The following is a 25,322-nucleotide window of genomic DNA, read 5'->3' on the forward strand; positions in this document are numbered from 1 at the left end:
TTATCGTTGGCGTCCATGGCACGACGTGATTGGCCGAGGGACGCGCTGCGCCGCCTCGGCCGGGCCTGGCTGCGCCGGGCCTGGATGTGGGGGCGGCTGCACGGCCACATCACCGCGCAGACCTCGCAGGGGCGCGCGTTCGGGGCGTTCGGCGAGCACAGCTCGATCGCCTTCCCGTACGGCACCCTCTTCGGCGAGCGCTGGATCGCGCTGGGCTCGAGCGTGATGATCGGCGCCGAGGCGACCCTGTCGGCCGGGATGGTGCCCGGCCTGGACCTCGGCCCCGAGCCGCTGCTGCGGATCGCCGACGGCAGCACCATCGGCCGCGGCTCGCACATCGTGGCGCACGAGTCCATCGAGATCGGCGAGAACGTCTACACCGGGCCCTACATCTACATCACCGACCAGAACCACGCCTATGTCGATCCCGACACCCCCATCGGCAAGCAGTGGCCGGTCAACGAGCCGGTACGGATCGGCTCGGGCAGCTGGATCGGCGCCAACGCCGTGATCCTGCCCGGCACCGTGCTGGGCCGCAACTGCGTGGTGGCGGCCGGTTCGGTGGTGCGCGGCGTCTACGGCGACCACTGCGTGCTGGCCGGGGTGCCCGCCCGCGTCGTCCGCCGCTACGAGCCCGGCACCGGCTGGCAGCCCCCGCTGCGCGGCCCGCAGGCGCTGCGCGCCCAGGACCCGGCGGGTCCGCCCGTCGCGGCGCTGGCCGCCGAACAGGAGCTGGTCGACGGCGTCCCGGGCGGCGAGCCGCCCGAGGGCGACTAGACCCGCCGCGCGCCCTGCGGCCAGATCACGTCGACGGGCACCTCGCGCTTGCGGGCGCGCTCGACGGCGTCGCCGGTGCCGCCCCCGCCGGACGGCCGCCCGTCCCAGACCGCGAACAGCCGGTCGATCCCGTTGAGGACCGCCTCGTTGGCGTCCTCGTAGGCGGCCCGCCCCGCCGTGAGGTGCGGCATATAGCGCACCTGGTGCGCCCGCACCAGCAGCCGGTCGAACTGCTCCCGGTCGGCGGCCTTCACCTTCGCCTCGCGGTAGTCGGCGGACGGCAGCACCACCTCGAGCCGCCCGCCCGCCGCCAGCACCACCTCGGCGAACAGCTGATCGGCCCCGCGAGCCAGGCACGACAGCCCCACCAGCTCCCCGCCCGCGTACGGCGCCAGCGCGTCACCCAGCGCCGCCCGCACCAGCCCCACCGTCTCCGCGGACAGGTTGGAATGCCCGGTGATCCCGATTCGCGTCACGCCCACTCCTTCACCCACGGCCGCCGCGTCCCGGCGGCAGCGTACCCATCGGCGGCCGGAGGCACGCCGGGCCGCCGGGAATCGCCCGGCTGCGGACGGGTGACCGGCGCGGGCGGTGCTCCCGGTAGGGTCGGGCGCATGAGTGCGGACGGCTTCGAGACGCTGGCGATCCACGCGGGCCAGGAGCCCGATCCGACCACCGGCGCGGTGGTGGTGCCGATCTACCAGGTGTCCACCTACGCGCAGGACGGGGTCGGCGGGCTGCGGTCGGGCTACGAGTACAGCCGCAGCGCGAACCCCACGCGCAGTGCGCTGGAGGAGTGCCTGCGGGCGCTCGAAGGCGGGGCGCGCGGGCTGGCCTTCGCCTCCGGCATGGCGGCCGAGGACACCCTGATGCGCACCATCGCGCGGCCCGGCTCGCATGTGCTGATCCCCGACGACGCCTACGGCGGCACCTTCCGGCTGTTCGCGCGGGTGCTGGCGGAGTGGGGGGTGGCCTGGGACGCGGTCCCGGCCGACCCCGAGGCGGTGCGGGCGGCCATGCGGTCCGAGACCGTCGCGGTGTGGGTGGAGACGCCCACCAACCCGCTGCTGAACATCGCCGACATCGCGGCGCTGGCCGGGGTGGCCCATGACGGCGGCGCGCTGCTGGTGGTCGACAACACCTTCGCCTCGCCGTACCTCCAGCAGCCGCTGGCGCTCGGTGCCGACGCGGTGGTGCACTCCACCACCAAGTACATCGGCGGCCACTCCGACGTGGTCGGCGGTGCGCTGGTGGTGGCCGATCCCGAGCTGGGCGACCGGCTGGCCTACCACCAGAACGCCATGGGGGGCGTGGCCGGGCCGTTCGACGCCTGGCTCACCCTGCGCGGCGCCAAGACCCTCGCGGTCCGGATGGACCGCCACTGCGCCAATGCCGAGCAGGTGGTGCGGCTGCTGGCCGAGCACCCGAAGGTGGGCTCGGTGCTGTACCCGGGGCTGCCCGGCCACCCGGGCCACGACGTGGCGGCCAAGCAGATGCGCGCCTTCGGCGGCATGGTGTCGTTCCGGATGCGCGACGGCGAGCAGGCGGCGGTCGAGCTGTGCGCCCGCACCCGGCTGTTCACCCTCGGGGAGTCGCTGGGCGGCGTGGAATCGCTGATCGAGCACCCCGGCCGGATGACGCACGCCTCGGCGGCGGGCTCGCCGCTGGAGGTTCCGGGCGACCTGGTGCGCCTGTCGGTGGGCATCGAGTCGGCCGACGACCTGGTAGCGGACCTGCGCCAGGCGCTGGGCTGACGGTCGCGCTACGAGGTCACTGGCCGATTCGCGTGCGCGGAGGGGACTGTCCGCGCGGTCGGGGCCGTGGGGCGGCTAGTGCAGCGCGGGCTCGCGCTCGGTGACGGCGTCGTCCGCGGCGGTGCGGGGGGCGGGCACCGCGCGGGGGGCGCCGGGGGCGCCGCCGACGTACAGGCCGGTCAGGCGGCGGCTGGCCGAGACCAGGCTGCCGGGGCGGCTGCCCAGGCGCTGGCGGTCGCGGTCGTCGAGGTGGATGGCGATCGAGGCGAAGAAGACGACGCCGAGGCCGGCGCCGGCCAGCACGACCGCGAGGGCGATCACGACGTAACCGAACATGGCTTCCTCCAAATGGGCTTGTGTCAGTCCTTGGACTTGCTCCGATTCGCTAGCGACATCAGGACGAAGGCACCCAGTCCGACTCCGGCGGCGAACAGGACCATCCCGACGGCGATGACTGCTCCGATCATGGGGGCTACCTCCGTTTAAGCAGGTACTTCGCTCCTTACCGCGGTTCGGGCGCCGTGGGGGCGCCGGGTGCCCCGACCGGATCCGCCGTTGGCAGGTATGGCGGGTATCGCAGGCATGTGGGGTACCGGTGTAACGATTGGCCTTGATCTGACGGTTCGACTTGTACCAACCTATTTCTACGGCCATAATGACGGAGTCTCAACCGGGTCGTCAATAGGCATGGTCCGGCTTGTTGGTACAATTTTGCTGAGATATCGCTGAGTGCCCTCGGCGTCGTCACGGTGTGTTCAATGGCGAATCACTAGGAGTTGACTCGCGGTGGCCTACAGCAGCAGGTTCCGCAAGATCGCCGGCGATCTGCGCGACCGCATCGCCGACGGCACGCTCGCCCCCGGCAGCAGACTGCCCACCGAGCAGGAGCTGCAGCGCACCTACGACACCTCCCGCAGCACGGTGCGGCTGGCCGTCGCCGAGCTGGTCAACGAGGGGCTGGTGGTGAGCCGGCCCGGCCGCGGCACCTACGTCAAGGAGCGGCTGGCCTTCACCTACCACCAGTCGCGCGAGCGTTTGCGCCTGGACGGCCCGCCGATCGACGCCTTCGCGCTGGCCGTCGCCGAGCAGGGTCGGCGGGCCGAGCAGCAGCCCGAGGTGGGCCTGGAGATCACCGGCCCGATGGTGGCGGCGCGGCTGCGGATCGCCACCGACGCCACCGTGGTGGTGCGGCGGATGCTGCGCAAGATCGACGACCAGCCCGTCTCGATCGTCTTCTCGTACTATCCGCAGGACATCGCCCAGGGCACCGAGCTGCTGAGCCCGAAGGGCATCGAGCGGGGCGCCATCCGGGTGCTCGCCGAGCACGGCCACGAGCAGGTCGGCTACGTCGACGAACTGGCCGCCCGGATGCCCACCCCCGACGAGTCGCGCGAACTCGAACTCAGCCCCGGCGTACCGGTGGTGGAGTGCTACCGCACCGCCTACTCCGCCACCCGTCCCATCCGGGTCACCTGGACGGTCTTCGCCGGCGACCTGGCCCGCTTCCAGTACGAGGTCAACGACGTCAGCGCGTACTTCGCCGGACTCGACGGCGACTCGGAACGATAGGAGCCGCGCCCCGGCCGGGGCGGCGGGCGCGGAGGACAGCCATGATCACGTCGAAGAAGCAGCAGATCACCGAGCACCTGCGGACACGCATCGAGGGCGGCGAGTTCGACCCGCCGGCGGACGCCGGACCCGACGGCTCCGACGGCGGGAAGCTGCCCACCGAGGAGGAGCTGGGCGCCGAGTACGACGCCTCGCGCAACACCATCCGCAACGCCATCGAGGTGCTGGTCAACGAGGGCCTGCTGGAGCGCAGGCAGGGCAGCGGCACCTACGTGCGCCGGGGGCGGGTGCTCACCTACGACGCCTCGCCCAGCGGCTACCAGCCCGACGCCGCCCACTTCGTCCGCCACTACGCCGAGCGGCTGCGCGAGGAGTCGGGCATCGAGCAGGTCAGGCAGGAGCTGGACGTCCGGCTGCTGCCCGCGCACAAGCGGGTGGCCCGCCGCCTCGGCCTGGAGGTGGGCGCCGCCGTCATCCGGCGCCGCCACATCCACATCCTCGACGGCTCGCCCTGGTGGTTCAAGGACTCCTTCTACCCGGCCGACATCGCCGAGGGCACCGAGCTGATGAACCCGGTGAACATCGACCGGGGCACCATCAAGCTGCTCGCCGAACTCGGCCACGAGCAGGTCGGCTACACCGACACCATCCGCGCCCGGATGCCCAACCCGGCCGAGCAGCGCCGGCTGGAGCTGGGCCCGGGCGTGCCCGTCATCGTGCACGCCCGCACCGCCAACTCCGCGCGGCGCCCCATCCGGCTGACCGTCACCATCTTCCCGGCCGACCGCAACGAACTGCTCTACGACCTCACCGGCGAGGTGTCGGACTTCACCGAGCACGCCACCTAGCCGGGCGCCGTCCGCTAGCCGCCGCTCCTGGCCCGCCGCGAGCGCAGGAAGTCGCTGACCACGTACTCGCCCAGGTTCTCCGACGCGGGCGAGAAGACCCGCCCGCCGTTGCGCCTGGCCACCTCCTCCACGAAGGCCAGCAGCCGCTCGTCGGGGGCGAGCATGAAGATGTTCATCACCGCCTTGCGGCGCGTCATCTTGTCGACCTCGGCCAGCGTCAGCGCCAGGGTCTCCTCCGACGGCGGCCAGTCGAACCACGAGCGGCCGTCGGGCAGCAGGTGGGCGGTGGGCTCGCCGTCGGTGACGACGAGCACGATCGGGTCGAAGCCCGGGTGGCGGTCGATATGGCGGCCCGCGATCAGCAGGGCGTGGTGCAGGTTGGTGCCCTGCACCATGTCCCACTCCAGGTCGACCAGGCCCGTGGCCGGCAGCGGCCTGGCGTAGTTGCTGAAGCCGATGATCTCCACGGCGTCCTGCGGGAACCGGGTGGTGATCAGGGTGTGCAGCGCCAGCGCCGTCTCCTTGGCCGGCCCCCAGGTGCCGCGCAGCGCCATGGAGTACGAGAGGTCCACCAGCAGGCAGACCGCCGCGCCGCTGCGCCGCTCGGTCTCGGCCACCTCGAAGTCCTCGACCCGCAGCCGCACTCCGCCGCTCACACCGCCCTCGCGCCGCTCGCCGCGCAGCACCGCGTTGCGCACGGTGCGGACCACGTCGACGGGCTGGGAGTCGCCGAACTCCCACGGGCGGCTGGCGCCGGTGGGCTCGCCGGAGTGGCCGGCCCTGCGGTCGTCGTGGCCGCCGCGCCGGGTGGCGGTGGAGCCGTTGAACATCCGGCCCAGCGCCGACTCGCCGATCCGGCGCACCGCCTTGGGGGTGAGGCTCAGCTTGCCGCCGGAGCGGCGCAGGTAGCCCTGCTCCTCCAGTTCGCGCTCGATCTGGCGCAGCCGGGCGAGGTCGTCGACGGCCGAGCGGCCCAGCGCCCGGCGCACCGCCTCGGGGTCGACGTCGTCCAGCCGCGCACCGGGGTAGTTCTGCCGCAGCGCCCCCTCGACCTCGGCGAGGTCGGCCAGCTCCTCGATGGCGGTGGTGGCGTCGCCCATGCCCAGCGAGCCCTCGCCGGTGAAGCGCTCGCCGCTGGACCAGTCCAGGTCGGGACGGCGGGCGCGCAGCCGGTCGGACAGGCCCGACAGCTCCTGGCCCAGGCCGGCGCGGTCCATGGCGTCGTTCATCAGCGCTTCCAGCTCGGCGCGCTGGTCGGGGGTGAGGGAGGCCAGCATCCGGCCCGCCGCCGCGGCCCGCCGCGCCAAGGAGTCGACCAGCTCCTCCAGGTTCTCCGGCCGGTCGGGGAAGAGATCGCCGTGGCGCTCCATGAAGCGGTCGAAGTCGGCCTGGGTGTGCTCGCCGCGGTCGTCGGCGTCCAGCATCGCGTTCAGGTCGGCCATCATCTCGCGGACCCGGCGCATCGCCTCGGGGTCGGCGCCGCCCAGCGCCTGCTTCATGCCCTGGAAGCGGCTGTCCAGGATCTCGCTGCGCAGCAGCGCGCGCAGCTCCTCGAAGGTGGCGGCCGCCTCGGGGGAGCGCCAGCCGTAGTCGGCCAGCTGCCGCACCGCCTGCGCGGTGTCGGCGGGCAGCGAGTCCAGCTCGGCCTCGCGCAGCCGGGCGTCGTCGCCGGGGTCGGCGGCCAGCGCGTCGCGCTCCTGCTCCACGGCGCGGTCCAGCAGCTCGCGGGCACCGGCCAGCACGTCGTCCAGCCGGCCGCTCCCGCGCAGCTCCTCGCGGCGCCGCCGCACCTGGCGGAGGAGGTCGTTGAGGCCGCGCAGGCCCTGCGAGCCGCGGCGCAGCAGTTCGCGCAGGGCTTCGGCGGTGCCCTTGCCCGACATCACGGAGTCGCCGACGGCGTCGACCGCCGCGCGCACGTCGTAGGGCGGTGCGAGCGGGTCGGGGCCGTCGCGGTAGGGGCCGTACCGGAAGTTCCGCATCGGGCTCACGTCCGGTACACGGTGGTGCCGTCGAGGTCGTCCTTTGACAGCCTGCGGGTCAGGAACAGCCCTTCGAGCGCGAACTCGCACGCCGAGGCGGCGTACTCGGGCGCCTCCGCGCCGTCGCCGAGGTCGAGCCGGTCCATGATCGCGGCCAGCCCCGTGACGCGCCCCACCCGCTGCAGCAGCTCCGAGGCGGCCACCAGCTCGCCCGTCTCGACGGTGCCGCCGTCGGCGAAGCGCTCCAGCAGGCCGCTGAGGTCGGCGGTGCCCAGAGTGCGGCGGAAGGTCTCGGCGGTCGCGCGGCGCAGCAGGTGTTCGAGCACCTCCTGCTCCCGGCCCTCCTCGCTCACCTCGAACTCCACCTTGCCGCGCAGGGTGGACACGATCGGCGGGAGGTCGCACACCCGCGCCACCGGCCGCTCCTCACCGGTCAGCGCGGCGCGCCGCGCCGCCGCGGCCGCCACGGTCTCGGCGGCGGCGATCGCGAAGCGGGCCGACACCCCGGAGCGGGCGTCCACCGAGGTGGAGTCGCGGACCAGCCGGGTGAAGCGCGCCACGGTCTCCAGCAGGTAGCCGGGCACCACCGAGGAGACCGCCCCGCCGGGGTGGTCGAGTTCGGCCTCCTGGCGGATCAGGTCCAGCTCGTCGGCCAGGTCCATCGGGTAGTGGGTGCGGACCTCGGCGCCGAAGCGGTCCTTGAGCGGGGTGATGATCCGGCCCCGGTTGGTGTAGTCCTCGGGATTGGCGCTGGCGACCAGGAACACGTCCAGCGGCAGCCGCAGGGTGTAGCCGCGCACCTGGATGTCGCGCTCCTCCAGGACGTTCAGCAGCGCGACCTGGATGCGCTCGGCGAGGTCGGGCAGCTCGTTGATGCTGAACACGCCTCGGTTGGCGCGCGGCACCAGGCCGAAGTGGACGGTCTCGGGGTCGCCCAGGGTGCGGCCCTCGGCCACCTTCACCGGGTCGATGTCGCCGATGAGGTCGCCGACGCTGGTGTCGGGGGTGGCCAGCTTCTCCGCGTAGCGGTCGTCGCGGTGCAGCCAGCCGACCGGCAGCTCCTCGCCCGCCTCGGCGGCGAGCCGGCGGCAGCGCGCGCACACCGGCGCGTAGGGGTGGTCGTTGATCTCGCAGCCCGCGACCACGGGGGTCCACTCGTCGAGCAGCCCGGCCAGCGTCCTGATCAGCCGGGTCTTGCCCTGGCCGCGCTCGCCGAGCAGCACGAAGTCGTGGCCCGCCAGTACGGCCCGCTCGACGTGGGGCAGCACGGTGGCGTCGAAACCGACGATGCCGGGGAACCTCGGCCGGCCGTCGCGCAGCCGGTCGAGGAGGTTGTCGCGGAGCTCGGCCTTGACCGAGCGGTGGAGGTGCCCGGACGCGCGCAGCTCGCGCAGCGTGGTGGGGCGGTTCTCGGTTCGCACCGTTCGACTCTATGTAGGTGGAGAAAGCTCCTGTCAAGGAATGCCTTGTAAACTCCGGCGTTCACGTCTACTGGGAGCAGTCCGTACGCCGCGGGCGAAACCCGCCGCACCCGCGTGCGGAGCGGGTATCGGCCGGACAATGGGGTAGGCACTGCGAGCACGGCGCCGGTCCGCCCGGCGCGGGGGGCGAACCCGCACGGACCGGCGCGTACCGCCGCGCATCCGCGCGGATCGGACGCCCGGGCTCAACGTTCCTGAAAGCACTTGAGGAGGCGGTCGGTGAACCGGTTCGGCACAGGGCTCGCTACAGGGGCCGACCTGGTCGGCGCAGCCGAGAGGGCGGTGCGCGAGGCCGTCTTCGGGCTGGAGGAGATGCCCGACCTCCTCACGGTCTTCGTCAGCGGCGGCTCGCCCGAGGACGTCGAGGCGGCGGCGCGCCGCGCCATGGAGCTGTCGGGCGCCGGCACCATCCTCGGCTGCACGGCCGTCGGCGTGCTCGGCGGCGACCGCGCGGTCGAGAACGAGGGCGCGGTCAGCGTCTGGGCGGCGCGGCTGCCCGGCACCCGGCTGGTGCCCTTCGAGCTGACGACCGTGCGCGACGACGACCACCTCGCCGTCCTCGGCATGGCCGAGCCCGGGCCCGACGACCAGGTCGCCGTCATCCTGGCCGACCCCTACGACTTCCCCGCCGACGCCTTCGTCGAGGAGACCACCGAGGCGCTGGGCGGCATGCCGCTGGTCGGCGGGCTGGCGGACTCCCCGATCGGCGGCGAGGGCGTCCGCCTCTTCCTCAACGGCCGGGTGCTGCGCGGCGGCGCGGTGGGCGTGCTGCTCGGCGGCGAAGGCGTGCTGGGCGCCACCGTCAGCCAGGGCTGCCGCCCCATCGGCCCGCCGATGGTCGTCACCCGCGCCGAGGGCAATGTCGTGCTCGAACTGGCCGGGGTGCCCGCGCTGGAGAAGCTGGAGTCCATCGTCAACGGGCTGCCGCCGGCCGAGCAGGAACTGGCGGCGCTCGGCCTGCACATCGGCGTCGCCATGGACGAGTACGCCGACCGCCACGAGCACGGCGACTTCCTGATCCGCGCCGTCGCCGGGGCCGAGGGCGACGAGACGGCGCTGCTGCTCGGCAGCCTGGTCTCGGTCGGCCAGACCGTGCGCTTCCAGGTGCGCGACGCCGCCACGGCAGAGACCGACCTGCGCGAGCGGCTGCTGCGCTTCACCAAGAACGCCGCCCTGCGCCCCGGCGGCGCGCTGCTGTTCACCTGCAACGGCCGGGGCTCGGCCATGTTCGACTCCACCGGCCACGACCCCGCCCTGGTCCGCCAGACCCTCGGTGTCGACGCCGTCGGCGGCTTCTTCGGCGCGGGCGAGATCGGCCCGGTGGCCGGCCGCAACCACGTGCACGGCTTCACCGCCTGCGTGCTGGCCTTCGCCTAGTAGCCCGGGTAGCCCTCGTAATCGGTGGACACCACCACGGTGCCGGCCGCCTTGTCGTGCAGGCACTGCCGGAAGGGCTCGTCCCACAGCAGCCAGAGCGCGTCGAGCAGGCCGATGACCGGGAGCTGGCTCATGGCGACGTAGGCGGCGCCGCGCCCGCACGCCTGCCCGCCGGTGGGCAGCCCGCCATCGGCGATCCTGACGACCTTGATGTCCAGGATCCGCTTGCCGACGGTCTGGCCCGAGCGGGCGTGGCACACCCAGTCGTAGACCCACAGGGCGCCCAGCGGCAGCGCGATCGCGGCGATGATCAGCAGGAACATGCCGCCGAAGACCGACAGCACCTCCGCTCCGCCCACGGTGGAGGGATCGGCCTCCGAGAGGCCGACGATCCCGTACACCATCCACGCGAAGGCGCCCAGCAGCACGGCGGTGACCGGGACGCCCACCACCAGGCCGTCGATGACCCGCGCCGCCAGGCGCCGCCAGGACTCCGCGAGCGGTACGCCCTGCGGGCTGACGGCCGGGCGCGGCATCGCGTACGGGTGGGGCCCGTACGGCGCTCCGGGCGGCGGCCCGTAGCCGCCCGGCGGGGCACCGTGGTGCGGGACGCCTGGGTTCATGCGCCCATCCTGACGCGTGGACGGCCGGCGGCCAAGTCGGCATCCGCGCCCCGGCCGGGCCGCGGCGGCCTCACCAGCGGGTGCGCACCACGAGGGTGCCGGCGGCCACATCGTGCCACGCCCGGCGCCGCTCGTCCCACAGCGGGGAGGCGGCGTCGACCAGCTGGAACAGCGTGCCCAGGCAGGGGAGCAGGCCGGGCAGCCACGCCAGCGCGGCGCGCCCGGCCGCCTGCCCGCCGGTGGGCAGGCCGCCGTCAGAGACCGCCACCACCCGCAGCGACAGCATCCGCTTGCCGAGGGTGGCGCCCCACTGGGCGTGGCACAGCCAGTCGCCCAGCCACTGCAGCAGCGGCCCGCAGAAGAACCAGACCCAGACCAGCGCGTCGTAGGCGGGCGGGACCTCGGGGGCGTTCATAACCTCCGGCGGCAGCAGCATGGCGATGACGACCGCCGCGAAGAGGACCAGTCCCCACCAGACGCCGAGGAAGACCACGAGGTCGATGACGCGGGCCAGCGCCCGCAGCGGCCAGTCGGCGACGGGCTCGCCCCGCGGACCGGCGGGCCCGGTGGCGGCGGGCCGGCCGGACGGCGGGCCGCCGTAGGGAATCGATGGGTTCACGGTCGAACATCTTGGCGCGGACCCGTGCCCGGTGCCACCCGGCCCCGCGCGTCCCGGGACGCGGCCCGCACTAGAGCGGACCGGGTGTCCGTTGGTATAGCTGGGACTTGCACCGACCACCGGAAGGCGGCCCGCATGGCCTTCGACTCACTCGACGCCCGGATCGTGGAGCTGTTCGCCCGCGAACCGCGCGTCGGCATCCTGGAGGCGTCCCGCCGGCTCGGCGTGGCCAGGGGCACCGTCCAGGCCCGGCTGGACCGCCTGGTGGAACGGGGGGTCATCACCGGCTTCGGCCCCGACATCGACCCCGGCGCGCTGGGCTACGGGGTGACGGCCTTCGTCACGCTGGAGATCCGCCAGGTCGGCGGGCACGACCCCGTGGCGGCGCGGCTGGCCGAGATTCCCGAGGTGCTGGAGGCGCACACCATCACCGGCACCGGTGACCTGCTGTGCAGAGTGGTGGCCCGCACCAACGCCGACCTGCAACGAGTGATCGACAGCATCGTCGCGGTGGACGGGGTGGTGCGGGCCTCGACGGTGATCGCGCTGGCGACGCCGGTCGCCTACCGGACGCTGCCGCTGGTGCGCGCGGCCGGCGGCGCGGGCTGAACGGGCCGGGCGGTCCCGCGCGGGCTCAGTTGCCCACGTAGGGGACGGCCTCCAGCACCTCCACGCTCAGCGTGCGGCCGTTGGGCAGGGTGTAGCTGGCCTTCTCGCCGACCTTCTTGCCGTTGATGGCCGAGCCGAGCGGCGAGCGCGGCGAGTAGACGTCGATCGGCGCGCCGCTGCTCTCCTCGCGGGAGGCCAGCAGGAAGGTGACCTCCTCGTCGTCGCCGTCGAAGCGGACGGTGACGGTCATGCCGGGGCTGGCCACGCCCTCCGTCTGCGGGGCCGAACCCACGCGGGCGTGGGCCAGGATCTCCTGCAGCTGGATGATGCGGGCCTCGATCTTGCCCTGCTCCTCCTTGGCGGCGTGGTAGCCGCCGTTCTCCCTCAGGTCGCCTTCGTCGCGAGCTGCCTCGATCTTCGCGGAGATCTCGATGCGACCAGGGCCCGACAGATGGTCCAGCTCCGCCTTGAGCCGGTCGTACGCCTCCTGAGTCAGCCAGGTGACGGCCTTGTCGCGGGTCTCGGTCACGGTTACTCCTTGTTCCGTCCGTGAACTGCGTATATCGGGGAAACCGCAGTTGAATGTACGAGGCTACCACCGCCGTACTTGGTACGCGGAGTAACAAAAGCCTCTATGACAGGTCACAAAAGACGCACTACCGGGTGAACGGGTCCTTGCGGAACGGTGTTCCCTAGCCCTCGTTCCCCGTATCGGTCATCCAGCAACCTGTGATCTCGGCCGAAGCGGCGCGGTGCGTCGTGGCGAGCTCGAAGCGGACCTCGTCGTCGCCGGGCGGAACCGGCACCTCGGCCGTGCCGACCTCGACGTGCTGCGCGTCGGTGGCGCGGACGAGGCAGGTGACATGGCCCGGGGTGAGACGGCCGACGGCGAACCGCAGCGACACCTCGTCATCGGTCGGGACCGAATAGCTGATCATCTGGTTGGAGACGCTCCCCCCTTCCTTGTACGTGAAGTGCGCGATGCCCCAGCCGACGGTGAACACCGCGGCGATCACGCCCAGCACGATCAGGCCGACGGACGGGCGGCGTGGCCGGGCGGGCGCGACGCCGTCGTCCGCGGGGGTTCTCGCTTCCGCGGAGGGGGTCGACATGGGAATCTCCGTGCGCTGAACAGGTGTTGACAGAGATAATCATGGCGCACCCGTGGCGTGTACCGCGCGCGGGGTGCCGCCGCCGCAGAACCCCCCCGGCCGTCACCCGCGGGAGGCGGGTGCGGCGGCCACGAGACGCGCGAAGGGAATCCGTAGAGTTGTCCGAGCGACTTCGGCTGATGGCCGTGCACGCCCATCCCGACGACGAGTCGAGCAAGGGCGCCGCGACCATGGCGCGCTATGTCAAGGAGGGCGCCGACGTGCTCGTCGCCACCCTCACCGGCGGCGAGCGCGGCTCGATCCTCAACCCGGCGATGGACCGCCCCGAGGTTGCGGAGAACATGACACAGATCCGCCGCGCCGAGATGGACCGGGCGCGCGAGATCCTGGGCGTGCAGCAGCGCTTCCTCGGCTTCGTCGACTCCGGCCTGCCCGAAGGCGACCCCCTGCCGCCGCTGCCCGAGGGCTGCTTCGCGCTGCAGCCCCTGGAGGTGGCCAGCGAGCCGCTGGTCCGCGCGATCCGCGAGTTCCGGCCGCACGTCATCCTCACCTACGACGACAACGGCGGCTACCCGCACCCCGACCACATCATGACCAACCGCGTCTCCGTCGAGGCATTCGAGGCGGCCGGCGACCCCGCCCGCTACCCCGGCTCCGGCGAGCCCTGGCAGCCGCTCAAGCTCTACTACCACGTCTCCTTCCACCGGGCGCGCTTCGAGGCGATCTCCCGGGCGCTGGCCGAGCGCGGCCTGGAGGACCCCTACGCGGAGTGGTTCAAGCGCGAGGAGGACCGCGCCGAGGAGCGCAAGGAGTGGTCGATCACCACCCGGGTGGAGTGCGGCGAGTTCTTCGAGATCCGCGACCAGGCGCTGCTGGCCCACGCCACCCAGATCGACCCCAACGGCTTCTGGTTCGCCATCCCGCTCGACCTCCAGCGCGAGGTCTGGCCCACCGAGGACTACCACCTCGCCCGCTCGCTGGTCGACACCGAACTCCCCGAGACCGACCTCTTCGCGGGCGTGCAGCGCGACGGCAGCGAGGGCCGGCCGCCGGTCGCCGCCGCGGTCTGACCGGCCCCGGCCCGCCCGCCGCCGCACCCGGGTGCCCGCGGCGGGCGGGGCGTGCGACAGTGGAAGGGTGAACACCATGGCCATGGCAGCGAACGTCACTCCGGGCATCCTCGGCTTCGCCGTCATCGCGGCGCTCGGCTTCGTGCTGTACCTGCTGCTGAAGAACATGAACCAGCGCATCAGCCGGCTGCGCTTCGAGGAGCGGGAGCAGGCGGAGCGGTCCGAGGCGTCGGACAAGGCCGACACCGGTCCGGAGCGCGGGTGACACCCGCGTGCGCGGGCGCGGCCCGCTAGGCGCCGCGCCGTGGACGACGACGCCCGGCTGCTGGGCGCCGCCCTGTGGCGGGCCGACTGGCTGGACGCCCGCGAGTACGCCGAGGCGGCCGCCGCCCCCGGCGGCGAACGGCTCACCGGAGTGGTGCTGCTGCCGATCGGCGGACGGCCCGGCCGGATCGGCTACCGGGTCGAGACCGGCCCCGACGGCACCACCCGCTCCGCCTCCGTCGAGATCAGCTCCGGCGGCGAGCCCTGGCGGCTGGAGCTGCGCGCCGACGGCGCGGGCGGCTGGATCCGCGACGGCCTGCCGGCGCCCGAGCTGACCGGCTGCGCCGACGTCGACCTCGGCTTCTCACCCGTCACCAACACCCTGCCGATCCGCCGCCTGAGCGGCGCCGCCGAGGGCGAGGAGCACCCGGTCGCCGCCGCCTGGCTGCGCTACCCCGAACTGGTGGTGGAGCGGCTGGACCAGACCTACACCCGGCTCGGCCCCGAAACCTGGCGCTACCGCGCGCCCTCGCTCGCCTTCGAGGCGCTGCTGGCGACCGACCCCGTCGGGCTGGTGCGGCGCTACGGCGAGCTGTGGGGCAGGGTCGACGGGAGCTGATCGCCGCGCCTCAGTCCTCCGCCATCGGCAGGCCGAGCAGCATCCGGGCGAGGGCGTCCGGCGGAACCCCGGCTCCGGCGTCGCTGACCTGGGCGTCGCCCAGCTCCACCAGCCGCCAGCGGCCGTCCGTGCGCCGCGCCAGGTCGGTGGTGACGAAGCGGCAGGCCAGCGCGTCGACCAGCGGCCGGAACGGCTCCACGTCCGGCTCGACCAGCTCGCCGGGGGAGTCGGGGTGCGGGGCGACCAGCACGGGCTCGCCGTCGCGCCACCAGACCCGGGCCTCGGCGGCCCGCCCGTCGGTGCCCTCGAAGGGCTCGAAGGCGCGCACCACCACCCCGCCCTCCAGGTACTCGCCCTGAAGCTCCACGAAGCGGCGCACCACCGCGAGCGCGGCCGGCGTGTCGGACAGCTCGGGGATGTGGCAGGCGTCGGCCCAGGCGTCCTTGCGCGACTTGACGTAGTCCTTCACCATGCCGGCCCCGCCGCCCAGCGGCGCCAGCGCCCGCGCCAGCTCCGCCTCACCGGGCACCTCGCCGGGTTGGGCCGCCCACCACACGCTGGCCGGCGTCGCCTCGGCGAACAGCGGATACCAGCCGGGCAGGTGGTGGGCGCGCACGTAGGCGCCCGGACCCACCACCAGCGGTGTCCCCCGCCCGGCCAGCGCCGTGGCCAGCGCCCGGTAGGCGACCGCCGGGATCATCCACCCCCGGTACCAGGCCGGCCCCAAGTCGCGGTCGACCCGCCGCGCCGCCCCCTCGGCGTCACCGTGCGCGAGCGCGTCGTGATCGACCGTCTTCACGGTCCCGCCCAGCTCGCGCACCGCCTCGGCCTGCGCCGCGAAGTGCGGATCCACCCGGCCCGGCCGCAGCGGGTCGGCGGCGAAGAGCACGGTGCCGACGCTGTCCATGGAGTCCCTCCCGTCCACGCGGCCGAGCGTAGCGGGCCCGGACGGCCACCGGACGGGACGGGAGTACGGCGCCCCCGCCTCCGTGCGGCGGAGCGGGTCACCGGGTCAGGATCAGACCGCAGCTGTACGCCCGCGCGTGGCCCACGCCCTCGGAGAGCGCATGGACGAAGGCGTCGGGGTCGGTGACGGTCAGCGAGCCGCGCAGCTCGGCACGGGCGATCTTCAAGCCCTTGTGGGGGGCGGGACTGGACACCGTGGGCAGCATGCGCACGGAGATGGTCTCCGGGTCGGCGGCGGCGCCGGCGCTCCCCTCGGATCCGTTGCCGTCTCCGAAGCGGCGCGCGCACCATTTCCGGACGCCCTGGGGGTTGGTGTGCGCCACCCGGCGGCCGCGAAGCAGGCTCGCGTCCGGCGCGGTGCGCGGCTTGCTGTAGGTGGGGTTGACGACCGCGCGGAATCCGGCGGCGTCGCCGGCGCGGAAGGTGCGGTCGACCGTGAGGAGGCGCGGTGCCTCTCTCAGCGCGCCCTCGGGGATGTGCTGCCAGTCCGCGGCCACCTTGGACTGCACGACGAGCACCAGGGCGGCCGCTTTGAGGTCCAGGGCCCAGGTCGACAGGACGCCCATCTGAGCCCGGGCGTCGGCGCTGCCGTCGTCGACCCACCCTCGGAAGCCGCACATCACGGTGCGGTGCATCTCCTGGGCGTCTACCAGGGATTTCGCCACATAGGGGTGGCGGGCGTCCAGCGTCAGCACCGAGTGGGAGGCGATGAAGCGGGCCGCCGCCGTCCGGAGCCGTGGTGGTGTGCTCACGGGATGATGTCCTCCCACTCGGCGGCGTCGAGGGAGATCGTGATCCTGCGGCGGACCTCCCAGCGCGTGGTGTGTTCGGGCCCCATGGCGTCGAAGCTCACCGGCTGGTCGTGAACGGGGGTGGCGCCCGGCTCGGAGGGCGGGACCTGGAACCAGGCCCATACGCGGCTCTTCGACTGCCCGGTGCCGTCGGGACCGGGGAGCAGCCGCCGCGCCCGGAAGACCGTGTCCAGGTCGCCGGGGAAGGTGCCCAGGGTGAGGGTTCCGGACGGGGGGCAGGACTTGCGCCCCAGCCACAGCAGGCGCCGCGGGTGCTCCAGCGCCCGGCCGACCGACCTGAGGAAGCCTTCGTCCTCGTGCTGGAGGCCGACCACGAAGGTGGCGTCGGCGAGGTACCAGCGCTCCGTGATGAGTGCCGAGCGCGTCAGTTCGCCGGACACCGGGACGCCGGAGACGGGATCGGCGGCGATCTTCTTCGGGGAGCCGTACCAGCCCGCGAGGGTGTGGTGGCCGAACCGGTCGCTCGGGCCCGTGTCGACCTCCGCCGCCACGGCGGCGGCCCGTCGGTGGTCCAGGATCAGGTCACGGGGGCGCAGCGGGAAGGAACCGGCGCCCACGGTGTGGTAGTCGCGGACCGGAACCCCGGCGTGGTCGGCGCGTACGCCGAACAGGCTCCGCGCCAGCTCGCCCAGGATCGTCGGTTCTCCGCGCCGCCGCGTGGATCCCGGCTGCTCCGGCTCTTCCAGCCCCATGGAGCGCGGCAGGCCCAGGGCGGCCGCGCACATGCCGATCACCGCGGACTTGGCGGGGCGGCTGTGGGAGTCCCGGCGGGCGGCGAAGCGGCTGGCCACACCCCAGGACTGAAGGGGCCCCGCCAGCCGGATGAGCAGGACGTGCGTCACGACGTCAGCCCCTCGATCGTGTCCACCCGGGCCGCCTCCAGGGACTGCAAGTCGTCGAGGAGCGCGTCCACCTGCGGGTCGTAGGTGAGCAGCCGGGCGGCGCGGATGTCGGGCCGGCGGCTGCCGACGAACACGTGGTGGTCGAGCAGCCGCTTCACTCCCGCCAGCCCGGCCGGTCCCTCACCGCCCCGGTCCTGGGGGTCCTCGTTGACGGGCTTCTGGAAGGCGGCCGCGTAGTTGTACGGGCGTCCGCCCTCGAAGGCCAGCACGAGTGCGGGCAGTGAGCCGGTGGAGGCCGTGGAGTTCTTCTTGGCTTCGGGGAAGGCCTCGACGAACGCGGTGACGAACTCCTGCTCGGCGGCGACGGCGAGCTTCTCCGCCTCCGGCGCGGACATGCCCGCGGCCTGGAGATTGGTCCGCAGCTGGCGCCGGTCGAGGACGGCGTGCCGGTAGAAGGTGCCCGAGATCAGGGACTGGTACCCCGTCATTCCGGCTCCGGCGTCGTCCGGGGCGTCCAGGAAGTCCAGCGCGTTCTTCTTCCGCTCCAGCTTCGCGTCGTCCGCCGCGGCGTAGAAGTCGTCCACCGTCTCCGCCTCGTGGATCGTGAAGGCGTGCGCGCTCTGGACCGCGCCGTCCACGTTCGGCGAGTCGGCGACCTCCGCGAGGAAGCGGCCGTAGAGCGCGATGTCGATGGCGTCGCGCGGGGCCAGGGCGGTGAGGACCGCGGCGCGCGACTCCTTCAGCAGCGGCGGGAGGTTCTTGTCCTGCGTCCCGTTGGCTGCGTCGCCCTCGTCGCTCTCGGACTCCTCGGACGCTTTGCGCGCGCCCCGTTTCGGCTTCGCGGCGGCGGCCTGGGCTTTGTGGTACTCGTCCCGCCACCGGCGCAGCTCCTCGGCGTGCTCGGCGATGTGCGCCGCGATCCGCGCACCGGTGTCGGCGGGGGCGAACAGCAGCACCTTGGTGAGGTTGGCGACGGTCTTCTTCGAAGGGTCGCCGAACTTCAGGCCCACCGCCTCCAGGACCGCCCGCGCCGTGGTCACGGCCTCGTCCTTCTCCCAGCCGTGCGTGCTCTCCAGCTCCCGCGCCGTGGACAGCGCCCACTCCCGGGTGCGCAGACCCGTGGTGCGGCCCGCGAGCGGGCCGATTCCGGCGTTCGCCCGGTTCCGGGCGTGCACCCGCTCGGCGCGGCGCCTGGCCTGGCTGGTGATCATGTGCCGTTCGAAGCCTCCGAAGACGATGGTCTTCGGGGCGTTGTTCTCATCCCGCACCGGGAGGACCGCTGCCAGCGTCTCCAGCAGGTGGAGCGAGAGGAACTGTGCGTTCGGAGGAGGGCTTGCGGTCATGTGCTCTCGCCCTTCTGGCGATTGGGCCGACTGAGGCTGGGCGGCTCGTGGAAATCGACCGCCCAGTTGTAGGCGACGCGGGCCTTCCGGTCGTTCCACCGGTCGAGGTCCACGACGAGTGCGGTCCAGGAGGGCGGTGGCCGCTCACAGGTGCGCAGCCGCGCGATGCCGTGCTGGAGGTGCCGCCACGGGATGCGTCGGCTGGCCACGATCCGGTCGATCAGGCGCGTCGCCCCGGGGTCTTCGGGACCTCGGGAGCGGGGGTGGCCGATCCTGCGGGCTGCGGCGCCGAAACTGCCGTGGCCCTGCAGCGGCCTGGCCATACCCCGGTGGTACACGGCGAACAGGAAGGCCACCTGCTCGTACGTCTCCCGCCTGTCCCGCCCCGGGGCGAACCACCCGGCCTGGTAGCTGGGCTTGCTGGCGGCGGTGACACGCCGGAGTTGGGCGAGGTCGCCGTACTGCCGGTTGTGCACCAGTGCCGCCAGCCAGGCCGTCAGCCGGGCGGCACTGGACTCCACGGACTCCGGTCCGTCTGCGCTGGTCATGCTCCTCCGTTCCTGAGGTAGGCCAGGTCGGCCGGTGCCCGGGAGTCGGCCAGGAAGTCCGTGAATCCGCGAAGGGCGGCCTTGCGCGCGCGCCAGCCCTGGGCGTTTCTCGGCAGCGCGTCCAGGCGCTTGTTCAGGGATCCCTCTGCCAGCTCCACGAGCCACCGGGTGTACTCGGGCATGCAGTCGGCGACCATCGCGCCGTCGGCGACGTCGGTGAGCAGGGTGTGGAAGGGCTGCTCCGTCGCCTTCCACTGCTCGCCCCGCGCGTCGAAGCGGGCGATCTGCGCCTTCTTGTCGCTCGGCTTGGGGTTGGGGAACATCACCTCCCAGGCCTTGTACGCGGCACGGTCCAAGGCGCGGGCGATGTACTCCGCCACCTGGGAGCCGCGCGCCGACGCCTGGTACAGCTCGGGGGCCAGACCGGGGGCGAAGGGGAAGACGCTGGAGACCCAGCCGATAAGTGCCGATTTGTTGGTGAGGAGCCCGACCGCCAGCAGATCGCAGCGACGGCGCGCGACTCCTCTCTCCCTGGGCAGGCTTGCCAGGCGGGTGTAGAGGCCGCCCGACCTCTTCTCGACCGCCGCGTAGAGGGCGTGCGCCTCACGCCACAGGTCGCGCGTCGGCGACGGCCACAAGGGCTTCCGCACCCCGGTGCGCGTGTCCGATATGACCGCGTCCTGGAGGTGCGCGTCGGCATCAAGGTCGATCAGCTCGCCCGCGCCGACCAGAACCCGCTCGACGACGGCTTGCTCGCCGGACAGGCCGGGCTTCGGCTCCAGCAGCACCGACCGGCCCAGGTAGCTGTGCAGGTCCGCGTAGCCATTGACGGTGCGGGGATCCGGCTTGTGCTTGAACCCGCGCCGCTCGGCGCCGTCCTGGGTCCACGTCAGGTTGAGCATGCGCGGATCGTCGGTCGTCGGGGTCAGGTTCAGGCGCAGGATGTCGCCGAGGGTCTGCCCCAGCGCGAGGACCCGGACGCGGCCCGCCAGCCGTCCGGTGGCGAGGTTGGTGAGGGTCGGCCCGAGAGTCGCCTTCCCCGATATCCGCGCGCGGCCGGACGGGCCGTAGACGTGCTGGATCAGCATGGCCCGAAATGCCTTGGCGGCCGGTAGTGGGGCGGGATGGGCCAGATGGTGGTGATCTGCGAACTGGTTGTAGTCCCCGGCGCGTTCGAGCACGAGCTGGGCGGGGCCCGTTCCGTGCTCTGCCAGGAATTCGGCGAGTAGACCGTTCTGCCCCAGAGGTCTGGTCGGGTGAAACAGATCCCAGTCCTCGTCCTGCTGCTCTGCCAGCCAGGTGGCGACCCCGTCGAGTGGGTGTTCCGACTCCACCCAGTGCCGCCACTCCTCGGCGGAGGTGGGGTAGACGCCCGAGGCGTAGCAGAGGGCGAGGAGGAATTCGATGACGGCGACCTTCTCGCCCGGAGTGTCACCGTGCACCTCCGTCAGCTTGTCGGCCTGTGAGAAGAGCTCGGGCAGGCGCTGCCCGACCACGGCGCCGTCCGGCGTGAGGGCCTTGACGCACTTGTGCTTGCGGGGGTCCCAGTGGGGGCGTTCGACGGTCCTGCCGGGTGGCGGAGGATCAGGCGGTTGCATGTCGGTTGGTTCCTGAAGGTCGTGGGTTGCCCCGGTGGAGTCCGAGGGATTTACTCCCCGCGGGTGTGCGGGGACGACGCTGCGGCCTTTCCGCCAAGCAGCGATTCCGAAGGATCATCCCTCCAGGCACGGAACCTGAGTCCTGACCCATGGCATGCGTCAAGGGGCGGATACGCGGTGCCCGAGGTGCACCCGTGGGAAGAAGCGTCGCATGAGGCGCGGACCAGTGTCCGTAGTTTGGTGGAACGGCTACAATTAGCGATTCCGAGTTCCGTTCTTTCGGTGGCGCTGCCCAGTTTCGTCGCAAAATGCACGAAGCGGATCTTGCCCATGCTCGGCTTGTGTGGAAACTGGTCACTCGCGAGGGTTGCGCCGTACCAGAATTGCCAGGGTCGCCCGTGCGTCGCGTCGACGAGTCGACGTGCGAGCCACGACCGACACCAGGGCGACGCCGACCAGAGTGAGCGCGTAAGCGAGCCCGGTGGCGGCGGCCAGCACCGTGGCATCGGTCAGCAGGGTGAGCAGTGTGGACATGGCGAGAGTTCCCTCCTGGACGGGTCGACCGGACGCTGGTGGCCGACTGCTGGACGGTTGTCTCTCGTCCGGGAGGTTTCCGGCGAGGTTGGGTGACCGGTGCGACGGTTTTTCCGCTGGTCAGAGATGAAAAAAATCTGAGGACGAATGCGAGGAGGCGGACGGAATGAACGCCCTGGAGACTCCGGACCCGCGGCGGAAGGCTCGGAGAGCGCTTGCCGACGCCCTCGCAGAGCTGTACAGCCTTGCCACGACGATTCCGGGCTCACCCCTCACGAACAGGCAGATCTGCGAGAAGGCGGGTGTAGACGACAAAAGGTTCAGCGCTTGGCGCGCTAGGAATGAGAGGAGGATCGAGCTTCCGTCGTTGCTGGAGGCCCGACGCGTGATCGCCGTCATGGAGGAACATCGCGGCGAACCGCTGCATCCGCCGCAGCATTGGACGGAACTGCTGCAGGCCGCCCAGAAGGAGTCCCAGAGGAGTAAGGGCGGCAGGCCGGGCAACTCATACCGCCCTACCGCTAAAGGTCCCTTTCATTCGCCCCACACTGCCGAGAGGTACAAGCCGCAGGCGCTGCCTGGCCGGCAAGCCGAACTGGATCGACTGCACGAGTGGGCGGGCAGTGGTGCGGGCTACCTGTCGCTGGTGGCGCCGCCATGGTCCGGCAAGACCGCACTCCTCGCCACCTTCGTCATGACGTGCACGCTGCCGAAGATCGACCTTGTCGCCTACTTCGTCCGCTGGAAGACCGGAAGCGACAATGCTCAGGACTTTCTCAGGACCATGTGCACCGAACTGGGCAACCACGTCGGGACACAGCCCGCCGTCAAGGACGCCGCCGCACTCCTGAACATCTACGACGCGGCGGCCAGGAAAAGTGTGGCGGATGGCCGAAAACTACTGCTGGTGGTCGACGGGCTCGATGAAGACGCCGAGGCGTCTCCGGCCAGGGAGAGTATCGCCTCACTGCTGCCGCCGAGGTCGTACACCGGGCTGCTCGTCCTGGTCAGCCGTCGGCACCATCCGCCTCTGCCGGACGACGTCCCGCAGGACCATCCTTTGCGTAGTGCTGAACGGATATCGGGGTTCCGCCCTTCTCCCGAGGCTGTCGGCATGCGCGAGGCGGCACGGCGCGATCTCGAAGCACTACTTACTGACCGTCGGCCCTGGGTTCCGGAGCTGGTCGGATTCCTGGTGGTGGCCGATGGCGGCCTTACTCAGGACGACCTGCTCGATTTGGTGGAAAGCGGTGGCCACAATGGCATTTCGATCCCGGCCGAGCTGGAGAATCGGCTGCGCAGCGTGGCCGCTAGGGGGTTCTGTGCCGAAGACCTGGACCCGGACACGCTCGTTCTAGCGCACGCGGACCTGCTCCAAGAGGCCTTATACAAAGTGCGCCCCCGAACACGCACTGCGCTGAGTGAACGCCTCCACGCCTGGGCGGACGGCTTTCGAAAAGCAGGCTGGCCGGCATCCACCCCCGGATACCTGCTCCACCACTACGCGAACCTGCTGGAGCGCTCCGGTGATGCGGAGCGCTACACCGCCTTCGCCCGCGACCACCGTCGGCTGGTGCGGCTCGCCGCCAGAGGCCGGGTCGACCTCGCGTTGGCTTCGCTCGACCGCGTCGCGCAGCGCGTCGTGCAGAAGGACCAGAAGGAACCGACTCCTGTCGCTCTGGCTTCGGTGGCTGCGTCCCGGAGCCTCCTCGAGGCGGACCGCAGGCTCGTCCCCCGGGAGGTGCTGCACGCGCTGTGCGTGGTGGGGGACGAGGAGCGGGCCGGTGCGCTGGCGGTGGTGCCCGGTGACCCGGTCGCCACGGCGCACCGGCTCGTCGAGGTGGTGAAGGCGGTTCTGGCCACGAAGACGGAGCCGGCGAAGGCGGTGCCGCTCGTCAAGCAAGCGGCCGAGTCGGCCGAGCAGTGCGAACGACAGCCGTACCTGACCTCCGGTGCGGCCGAGTCGGACACACCTGTGGAGTTTCCGCGGCTCGCCGTCGTACTGGTCGAGCTGGGACTGGCCGGCCGACTGGCCGAGGCGAAACTGAGCGGCGACGCGGCCCGGTTGTTCGTAGCAGCTGTCCGGTCGTTGGTACGAGTGGACCGCTGCCGGCAAGAGAACGCGGAAGCGGTGGTAAGGGCGACGTGCCTACTTCGTGAGGCCGCCGATTCCCTTGCGGAACACCTGGCGGACGCGGAACTGCGTGAGATGGCCGCTCACCTTGCGCCATATGTGCCGGATATGCAGGGAGTCCGTGGGACCGCCGGTTCTTCGACTAGGCGTGTGCCGGCCGTACGGTCACAAATTCGAACGGCCACCGATTCCCTCGCCGAGCACATGCTGGACGATTTGCTGTCCGTGGCCGAGACCCAGGCGGCTGAGGAACAGGGAGGCCCCGTCCTCGCCTGTGTGATCCGGGCCTCCGTGGCCGCGCACGAACCCGGACGGGCTGAGCAGGTTCTCCGGATTATGAAAGAGGCTTCCGAAGAACTCCTCGCGGACCACCCGGGCCCGATCGCGGTCAGATGCCTCGCCCTCACGGCCTCCGCGTTCGGCGAGGCGGGGACCCGCGCCATGCGCGAGGAGGTCTGGAAGCAGGCGCGCGGCCTGGTGGCGACCGGAAAGGACGGAGGACCGGGTGCGCTGGACCCCGTAGCGGCGGACGAACTCGGTGAGACCTTGGCCCTTTTGGTGCAGGCCCTTTTCGATCTCGGCGAACGGCATGCCGAGATACGCGACATGCTCGTCGGGGCGCCCGATTTCGCCGTGCGTGCCTGGTCGTTGCTCGACGCCGTCACGGACTCCGCGGACCGCGCGGACCGGGTCAGGGCCGTCACTGAGGGCGAAGGGGAGAACGCGGCCGAGACAGAGGAGGAGTTGCTGCTGGAGCAGATGAGCGACCTGTCGGCCCTCGGCGACGGCCCGCGGCTCAGGAGGCGGCTCGATGAGTTCATGAGAGCCCGCGCCGTAGCGGAGACCCGCGTCCCGTGGCTGCCGTTCCTCGCCGAAGCCCTTGCGGCGGCCGCTCAGGACATCGGCCCCGCTCTCGCCCCCTTGACGAGTGGAGACCCTGACGGCTTGGCGCACGTACGTGTGCTGGTGTCGGCTGCGAGGGGGCATGCCGCAATTGGGCGTCGCAATGAGGCGCTGGAGTACGCGGTGGAGGCGGCGCGGATCGCCGAACGCCTCAAACCGCGAGAAACGGAGGCGTGGGCGCTGCTGGCGCAGGTCTTCGCTCACCTGGGCGATGCCGAGAAGGCGGACTTGGGCGCTGGGCCCGGCTCCGGCGTCCGTCCCCGTGGGCGGCCGGGGGATCTGTATCGACGTGCCGCTCTCGCTGTGCAACTGGGTCTGCGGCCGACGGCCTTCGTCGACGGGTTCAAGGCGAACGGTCTGCCGGGCAGCGGCATCACCGCCGAGAGTAAACTGTCGGCGGCCTTCCGTGCCCTCGCCTCAGGCGATCGACTGGACGCCCGGATGGCCTCCCTGAAGGAGGAGGCACGCACCCGCCTCGCGAGCGAACCCTTGATCGCCACGGGATACGCCCTGCTCCAGGCCGGGTGCGGAGACACCGCGGAAGCGTGCCGGACGGCGGGAGAGGTGCCGGACGCGGAGACGCGGGGCATCGCTCAGGTGACCGTGGCGGCCTACCTGTCCGGGTTCCCCGTATACCCGGACGTGGCCGGGAGTGAGGATCGCTGGAGGCTGTCGCTGCTCCGCTCCCTCGCGTATCACCTGCGTCCGAAGGGAGCCGGTGATACGGCTCTCGTGCGCGACCTCCTCGTCAGGGCCCTGGACACTCCGGCCTGGTACTGGGCGCTGCCCCTGATGGGCCGGAGCGACCCGGAAGCGGTGCAGACGGTCGTCGAAGTGCTCGAATACCACCAGGCCGGCGCTGACTCGGGGCGGTAAGGGCGGTCGGCGCACGAGCCGCATGGGACCCTTTTCGAGGAGGCCAGGAGCGGGGGCCGCATCCC

25 protein-coding genes are annotated in these 25,322 nt (G+C 72.1%); 10 read left to right on the forward strand and 15 right to left on the reverse strand.

What is annotated here, in order from left to right; all coding sequences use genetic code 11:
• The first annotated feature begins 15 nt into the window (after positions 1-15).
• Positions 16-777 carry an acyltransferase gene (locus CLV72_RS02295; protein ID WP_425428008.1) on the forward strand — a complete coding sequence of 254 codons (762 nt, stop codon included), beginning with the start codon at positions 16-18 and terminating at the stop codon, positions 775-777.
• On the opposite strand, the gene CLV72_RS02300 is transcribed toward CLV72_RS02295, so the two are convergent.
• Positions 774-1,253 (reverse strand): hypothetical protein, encoded by a 480-nt coding sequence (locus CLV72_RS02300; RefSeq protein WP_106238337.1) that lies wholly within the window; start codon positions 1,251-1,253, stop codon positions 774-776. The genes CLV72_RS02295 and CLV72_RS02300 overlap by 4 nt on opposite strands.
• Before the next feature lie 138 nt (positions 1,254-1,391).
• Here CLV72_RS02300 and CLV72_RS02305 point away from each other — a divergent pair, with 138 nt between their 5' ends.
• Positions 1,392-2,531 carry a cystathionine gamma-synthase gene (locus tag CLV72_RS02305; protein ID WP_106238340.1) on the forward strand — a complete coding sequence of 380 codons (1,140 nt, stop codon included), beginning with the start codon at positions 1,392-1,394 and terminating at the stop codon, positions 2,529-2,531.
• A gap of 75 nt (positions 2,532-2,606) precedes the next feature.
• On the opposite strand, the gene CLV72_RS02310 is transcribed toward CLV72_RS02305, so the two are convergent.
• Positions 2,607-2,867 carry a hypothetical protein gene (locus CLV72_RS02310; RefSeq protein ID WP_106238344.1) on the reverse strand — a complete coding sequence of 87 codons (261 nt, stop codon included), beginning with the start codon at positions 2,865-2,867 and terminating at the stop codon, positions 2,607-2,609.
• A gap of 450 nt (positions 2,868-3,317) precedes the next feature.
• Between CLV72_RS02310 and CLV72_RS02315 the strand changes: the two genes are divergently transcribed.
• Positions 3,318-4,100, forward strand: a complete 783-nt coding sequence (locus CLV72_RS02315) for a GntR family transcriptional regulator (protein WP_106238347.1) — start codon at positions 3,318-3,320, stop codon at positions 4,098-4,100.
• A gap of 41 nt (positions 4,101-4,141) precedes the next feature.
• Positions 4,142-4,948 (forward strand): GntR family transcriptional regulator, encoded by an 807-nt coding sequence (locus tag CLV72_RS02320; protein ID WP_106238351.1) that lies wholly within the window; start codon positions 4,142-4,144, stop codon positions 4,946-4,948.
• A gap of 14 nt (positions 4,949-4,962) precedes the next feature.
• Here the strand turns inward: CLV72_RS02320 and CLV72_RS02325 are convergent, their stop codons facing one another.
• The gene (locus tag CLV72_RS02325; RefSeq protein ID WP_106241099.1) at positions 4,963-6,927 is read right to left on the reverse strand and encodes a vWA domain-containing protein; all 1,965 of its coding nucleotides are present in this window, start codon (positions 6,925-6,927) and stop codon (positions 4,963-4,965) included.
• Positions 6,928-6,932: 5 nt separating this feature from the next.
• On the reverse strand, positions 6,933-8,348 hold the full coding sequence (locus CLV72_RS02330) for a sigma 54-interacting transcriptional regulator (protein ID WP_211302662.1): 1,416 nt from the start codon (positions 8,346-8,348) through the stop codon (positions 6,933-6,935).
• Positions 8,349-8,627: 279 nt separating this feature from the next.
• On the opposite strand from CLV72_RS02330, the gene CLV72_RS02335 reads away from it, so the two are divergent.
• Positions 8,628-9,785, forward strand: coding sequence for an FIST signal transduction protein (locus tag CLV72_RS02335; RefSeq protein ID WP_106238354.1), 1,158 nt, complete (start codon positions 8,628-8,630; stop codon positions 9,783-9,785).
• On the opposite strand, the gene CLV72_RS02340 is transcribed toward CLV72_RS02335, so the two are convergent.
• On the reverse strand, positions 9,782-10,408 hold the full coding sequence (locus tag CLV72_RS02340; protein ID WP_170140845.1) for an RDD family protein: 627 nt from the start codon (positions 10,406-10,408) through the stop codon (positions 9,782-9,784). The genes CLV72_RS02335 and CLV72_RS02340 overlap by 4 nt on opposite strands.
• A 70-nt stretch (positions 10,409-10,478) precedes the next feature.
• Complete coding sequence (locus CLV72_RS02345) at positions 10,479-11,027, reverse strand: RDD family protein (protein ID WP_170140846.1); 549 nt, start codon at positions 11,025-11,027, stop codon at positions 10,479-10,481.
• Positions 11,028-11,162: 135 nt separating this feature from the next.
• Between CLV72_RS02345 and CLV72_RS02350 the strand changes: the two genes are divergently transcribed.
• On the forward strand, positions 11,163-11,636 hold the full coding sequence (locus CLV72_RS02350; protein ID WP_106238365.1) for an Lrp/AsnC family transcriptional regulator: 474 nt from the start codon (positions 11,163-11,165) through the stop codon (positions 11,634-11,636).
• A 25-nt stretch (positions 11,637-11,661) separates the two neighbouring features.
• Here the strand turns inward: CLV72_RS02350 and greA are convergent, their stop codons facing one another.
• Together greA and CLV72_RS02360 are read right to left on the reverse strand one after the other, a co-directional pair.
• Positions 11,662-12,165, reverse strand: a complete 504-nt coding sequence (gene greA, locus CLV72_RS02355; protein ID WP_106238368.1) for a transcription elongation factor GreA — start codon at positions 12,163-12,165, stop codon at positions 11,662-11,664.
• Positions 12,166-12,328: 163 nt separating this feature from the next.
• A complete protein-coding gene (locus CLV72_RS02360; RefSeq protein ID WP_106238372.1) occupies positions 12,329-12,748 on the reverse strand; it encodes a DUF4307 domain-containing protein in 420 nt (139 codons plus the stop codon).
• Positions 12,749-12,906: 158 nt separating this feature from the next.
• Here CLV72_RS02360 and mca point away from each other — a divergent pair, with 158 nt between their 5' ends.
• The 3 genes from mca to CLV72_RS02375 all read left to right on the forward strand — a co-directional run bounded on the left by mca (position 12,907) and on the right by CLV72_RS02375 (position 14,701).
• Positions 12,907-13,818, forward strand: a complete 912-nt coding sequence (gene mca, locus CLV72_RS02365; RefSeq protein WP_106238376.1) for a mycothiol conjugate amidase Mca — start codon at positions 12,907-12,909, stop codon at positions 13,816-13,818.
• 76 nt (positions 13,819-13,894) lie between these two features.
• Positions 13,895-14,083 (forward strand): hypothetical protein, encoded by a 189-nt coding sequence (locus CLV72_RS02370; RefSeq protein WP_146159318.1) that lies wholly within the window; start codon positions 13,895-13,897, stop codon positions 14,081-14,083.
• Positions 14,084-14,122: 39 nt separating this feature from the next.
• Positions 14,123-14,701: a putative glycolipid-binding domain-containing protein gene (locus CLV72_RS02375; protein ID WP_106238384.1), complete on the forward strand. Its 579-nt coding sequence runs from the start codon at positions 14,123-14,125 to the stop codon at positions 14,699-14,701.
• Between the two features lie 10 nt (positions 14,702-14,711).
• On the opposite strand, the gene CLV72_RS02380 is transcribed toward CLV72_RS02375, so the two are convergent.
• From CLV72_RS02380 to CLV72_RS02410, 7 genes are all read right to left on the reverse strand, one after another.
• Positions 14,712-15,626 carry an ATP-grasp domain-containing protein gene (locus tag CLV72_RS02380; protein ID WP_245929819.1) on the reverse strand — a complete coding sequence of 305 codons (915 nt, stop codon included), beginning with the start codon at positions 15,624-15,626 and terminating at the stop codon, positions 14,712-14,714.
• A gap of 79 nt (positions 15,627-15,705) precedes the next feature.
• Positions 15,706-16,419, reverse strand: coding sequence for a type I-E CRISPR-associated protein Cas6/Cse3/CasE (locus CLV72_RS02385; protein WP_211302663.1), 714 nt, complete (start codon positions 16,417-16,419; stop codon positions 15,706-15,708).
• Positions 16,416-17,321 (reverse strand): CRISPR-associated protein Cas5, encoded by a 906-nt coding sequence (gene cas5 / locus CLV72_RS02390; RefSeq protein ID WP_106238391.1) that lies wholly within the window; start codon positions 17,319-17,321, stop codon positions 16,416-16,418. The genes CLV72_RS02385 and cas5 overlap by 4 nt, the downstream gene beginning before the upstream one ends.
• On the reverse strand, positions 17,318-18,664 hold the full coding sequence (locus tag CLV72_RS02395; RefSeq protein ID WP_106238394.1) for a type I-E CRISPR-associated protein Cas7/Cse4/CasC: 1,347 nt from the start codon (positions 18,662-18,664) through the stop codon (positions 17,318-17,320). The genes cas5 and CLV72_RS02395 overlap by 4 nt, the downstream gene beginning before the upstream one ends.
• Positions 18,661-19,212, reverse strand: a complete 552-nt coding sequence (locus tag CLV72_RS02400) for a type I-E CRISPR-associated protein Cse2/CasB (protein WP_106238397.1) — start codon at positions 19,210-19,212, stop codon at positions 18,661-18,663. The genes CLV72_RS02395 and CLV72_RS02400 overlap by 4 nt, the downstream gene beginning before the upstream one ends.
• Positions 19,209-20,810, reverse strand: coding sequence for a type I-E CRISPR-associated protein Cse1/CasA (locus tag CLV72_RS02405; protein ID WP_106238400.1), 1,602 nt, complete (start codon positions 20,808-20,810; stop codon positions 19,209-19,211). Before CLV72_RS02405 ends, CLV72_RS02400 begins: the two co-directional genes overlap by 4 nt.
• Before the next feature lie 354 nt (positions 20,811-21,164).
• The gene (locus tag CLV72_RS02410; protein ID WP_106238402.1) at positions 21,165-21,344 is read right to left on the reverse strand and encodes a hypothetical protein; all 180 of its coding nucleotides are present in this window, start codon (positions 21,342-21,344) and stop codon (positions 21,165-21,167) included.
• Between the two features lie 166 nt (positions 21,345-21,510).
• Here CLV72_RS02410 and CLV72_RS02415 point away from each other — a divergent pair, with 166 nt between their 5' ends.
• A complete protein-coding gene (locus CLV72_RS02415; RefSeq protein WP_106238405.1) occupies positions 21,511-25,257 on the forward strand; it encodes a hypothetical protein in 3,747 nt (1,248 codons plus the stop codon).
• Positions 25,258-25,322: the final 65 nt, after the last annotated feature.

It is taken from the genome of Allonocardiopsis opalescens, assembly GCF_003002095.1.
GTDB classification, from domain to species: Bacteria; Actinomycetota; Actinomycetes; order Streptosporangiales; family Streptosporangiaceae; genus Allonocardiopsis; species Allonocardiopsis opalescens.

Coding starts and splice junctions, on each gene's coding strand:
- CLV72_RS02295 (WP_425428008.1), top strand. CDS start 16: ATGGCACGACGTGATTGGCCGAGGGACGCGCTGCGCCGCCTCGGCCGG.
- CLV72_RS02305 (WP_106238340.1), top strand. CDS start 1,392: ATGAGTGCGGACGGCTTCGAGACGCTGGCGATCCACGCGGGCCAGGAG.
- CLV72_RS02310 (WP_106238344.1), bottom strand. CDS start 2,867: ATGTTCGGTTACGTCGTGATCGCCCTCGCGGTCGTGCTGGCCGGCGCC.
- CLV72_RS02320 (WP_106238351.1), top strand. CDS start 4,142: ATGATCACGTCGAAGAAGCAGCAGATCACCGAGCACCTGCGGACACGC.
- CLV72_RS02325 (WP_106241099.1), bottom strand. CDS start 6,927: ATGCGGAACTTCCGGTACGGCCCCTACCGCGACGGCCCCGACCCGCTC.
- CLV72_RS02340 (WP_170140845.1), bottom strand. CDS start 10,408: ATGAACCCAGGCGTCCCGCACCACGGTGCCCCGCCGGGCGGCTACGGG.
- CLV72_RS02350 (WP_106238365.1), top strand. CDS start 11,163: ATGGCCTTCGACTCACTCGACGCCCGGATCGTGGAGCTGTTCGCCCGC.
- CLV72_RS02360 (WP_106238372.1), bottom strand. CDS start 12,748: ATGTCGACCCCCTCCGCGGAAGCGAGAACCCCCGCGGACGACGGCGTC.
- CLV72_RS02370 (WP_146159318.1), top strand. CDS start 13,895: ATGGCCATGGCAGCGAACGTCACTCCGGGCATCCTCGGCTTCGCCGTC.
- CLV72_RS02395 (WP_106238394.1), bottom strand. CDS start 18,664: ATGACCGCAAGCCCTCCTCCGAACGCACAGTTCCTCTCGCTCCACCTG.
- CLV72_RS02400 (WP_106238397.1), bottom strand. CDS start 19,212: ATGACCAGCGCAGACGGACCGGAGTCCGTGGAGTCCAGTGCCGCCCGG.
- CLV72_RS02405 (WP_106238400.1), bottom strand. CDS start 20,810: ATGCAACCGCCTGATCCTCCGCCACCCGGCAGGACCGTCGAACGCCCC.
- CLV72_RS02410 (WP_106238402.1), bottom strand. CDS start 21,344: ATGTCCACACTGCTCACCCTGCTGACCGATGCCACGGTGCTGGCCGCC.
- CLV72_RS02415 (WP_106238405.1), top strand. CDS start 21,511: ATGAACGCCCTGGAGACTCCGGACCCGCGGCGGAAGGCTCGGAGAGCG.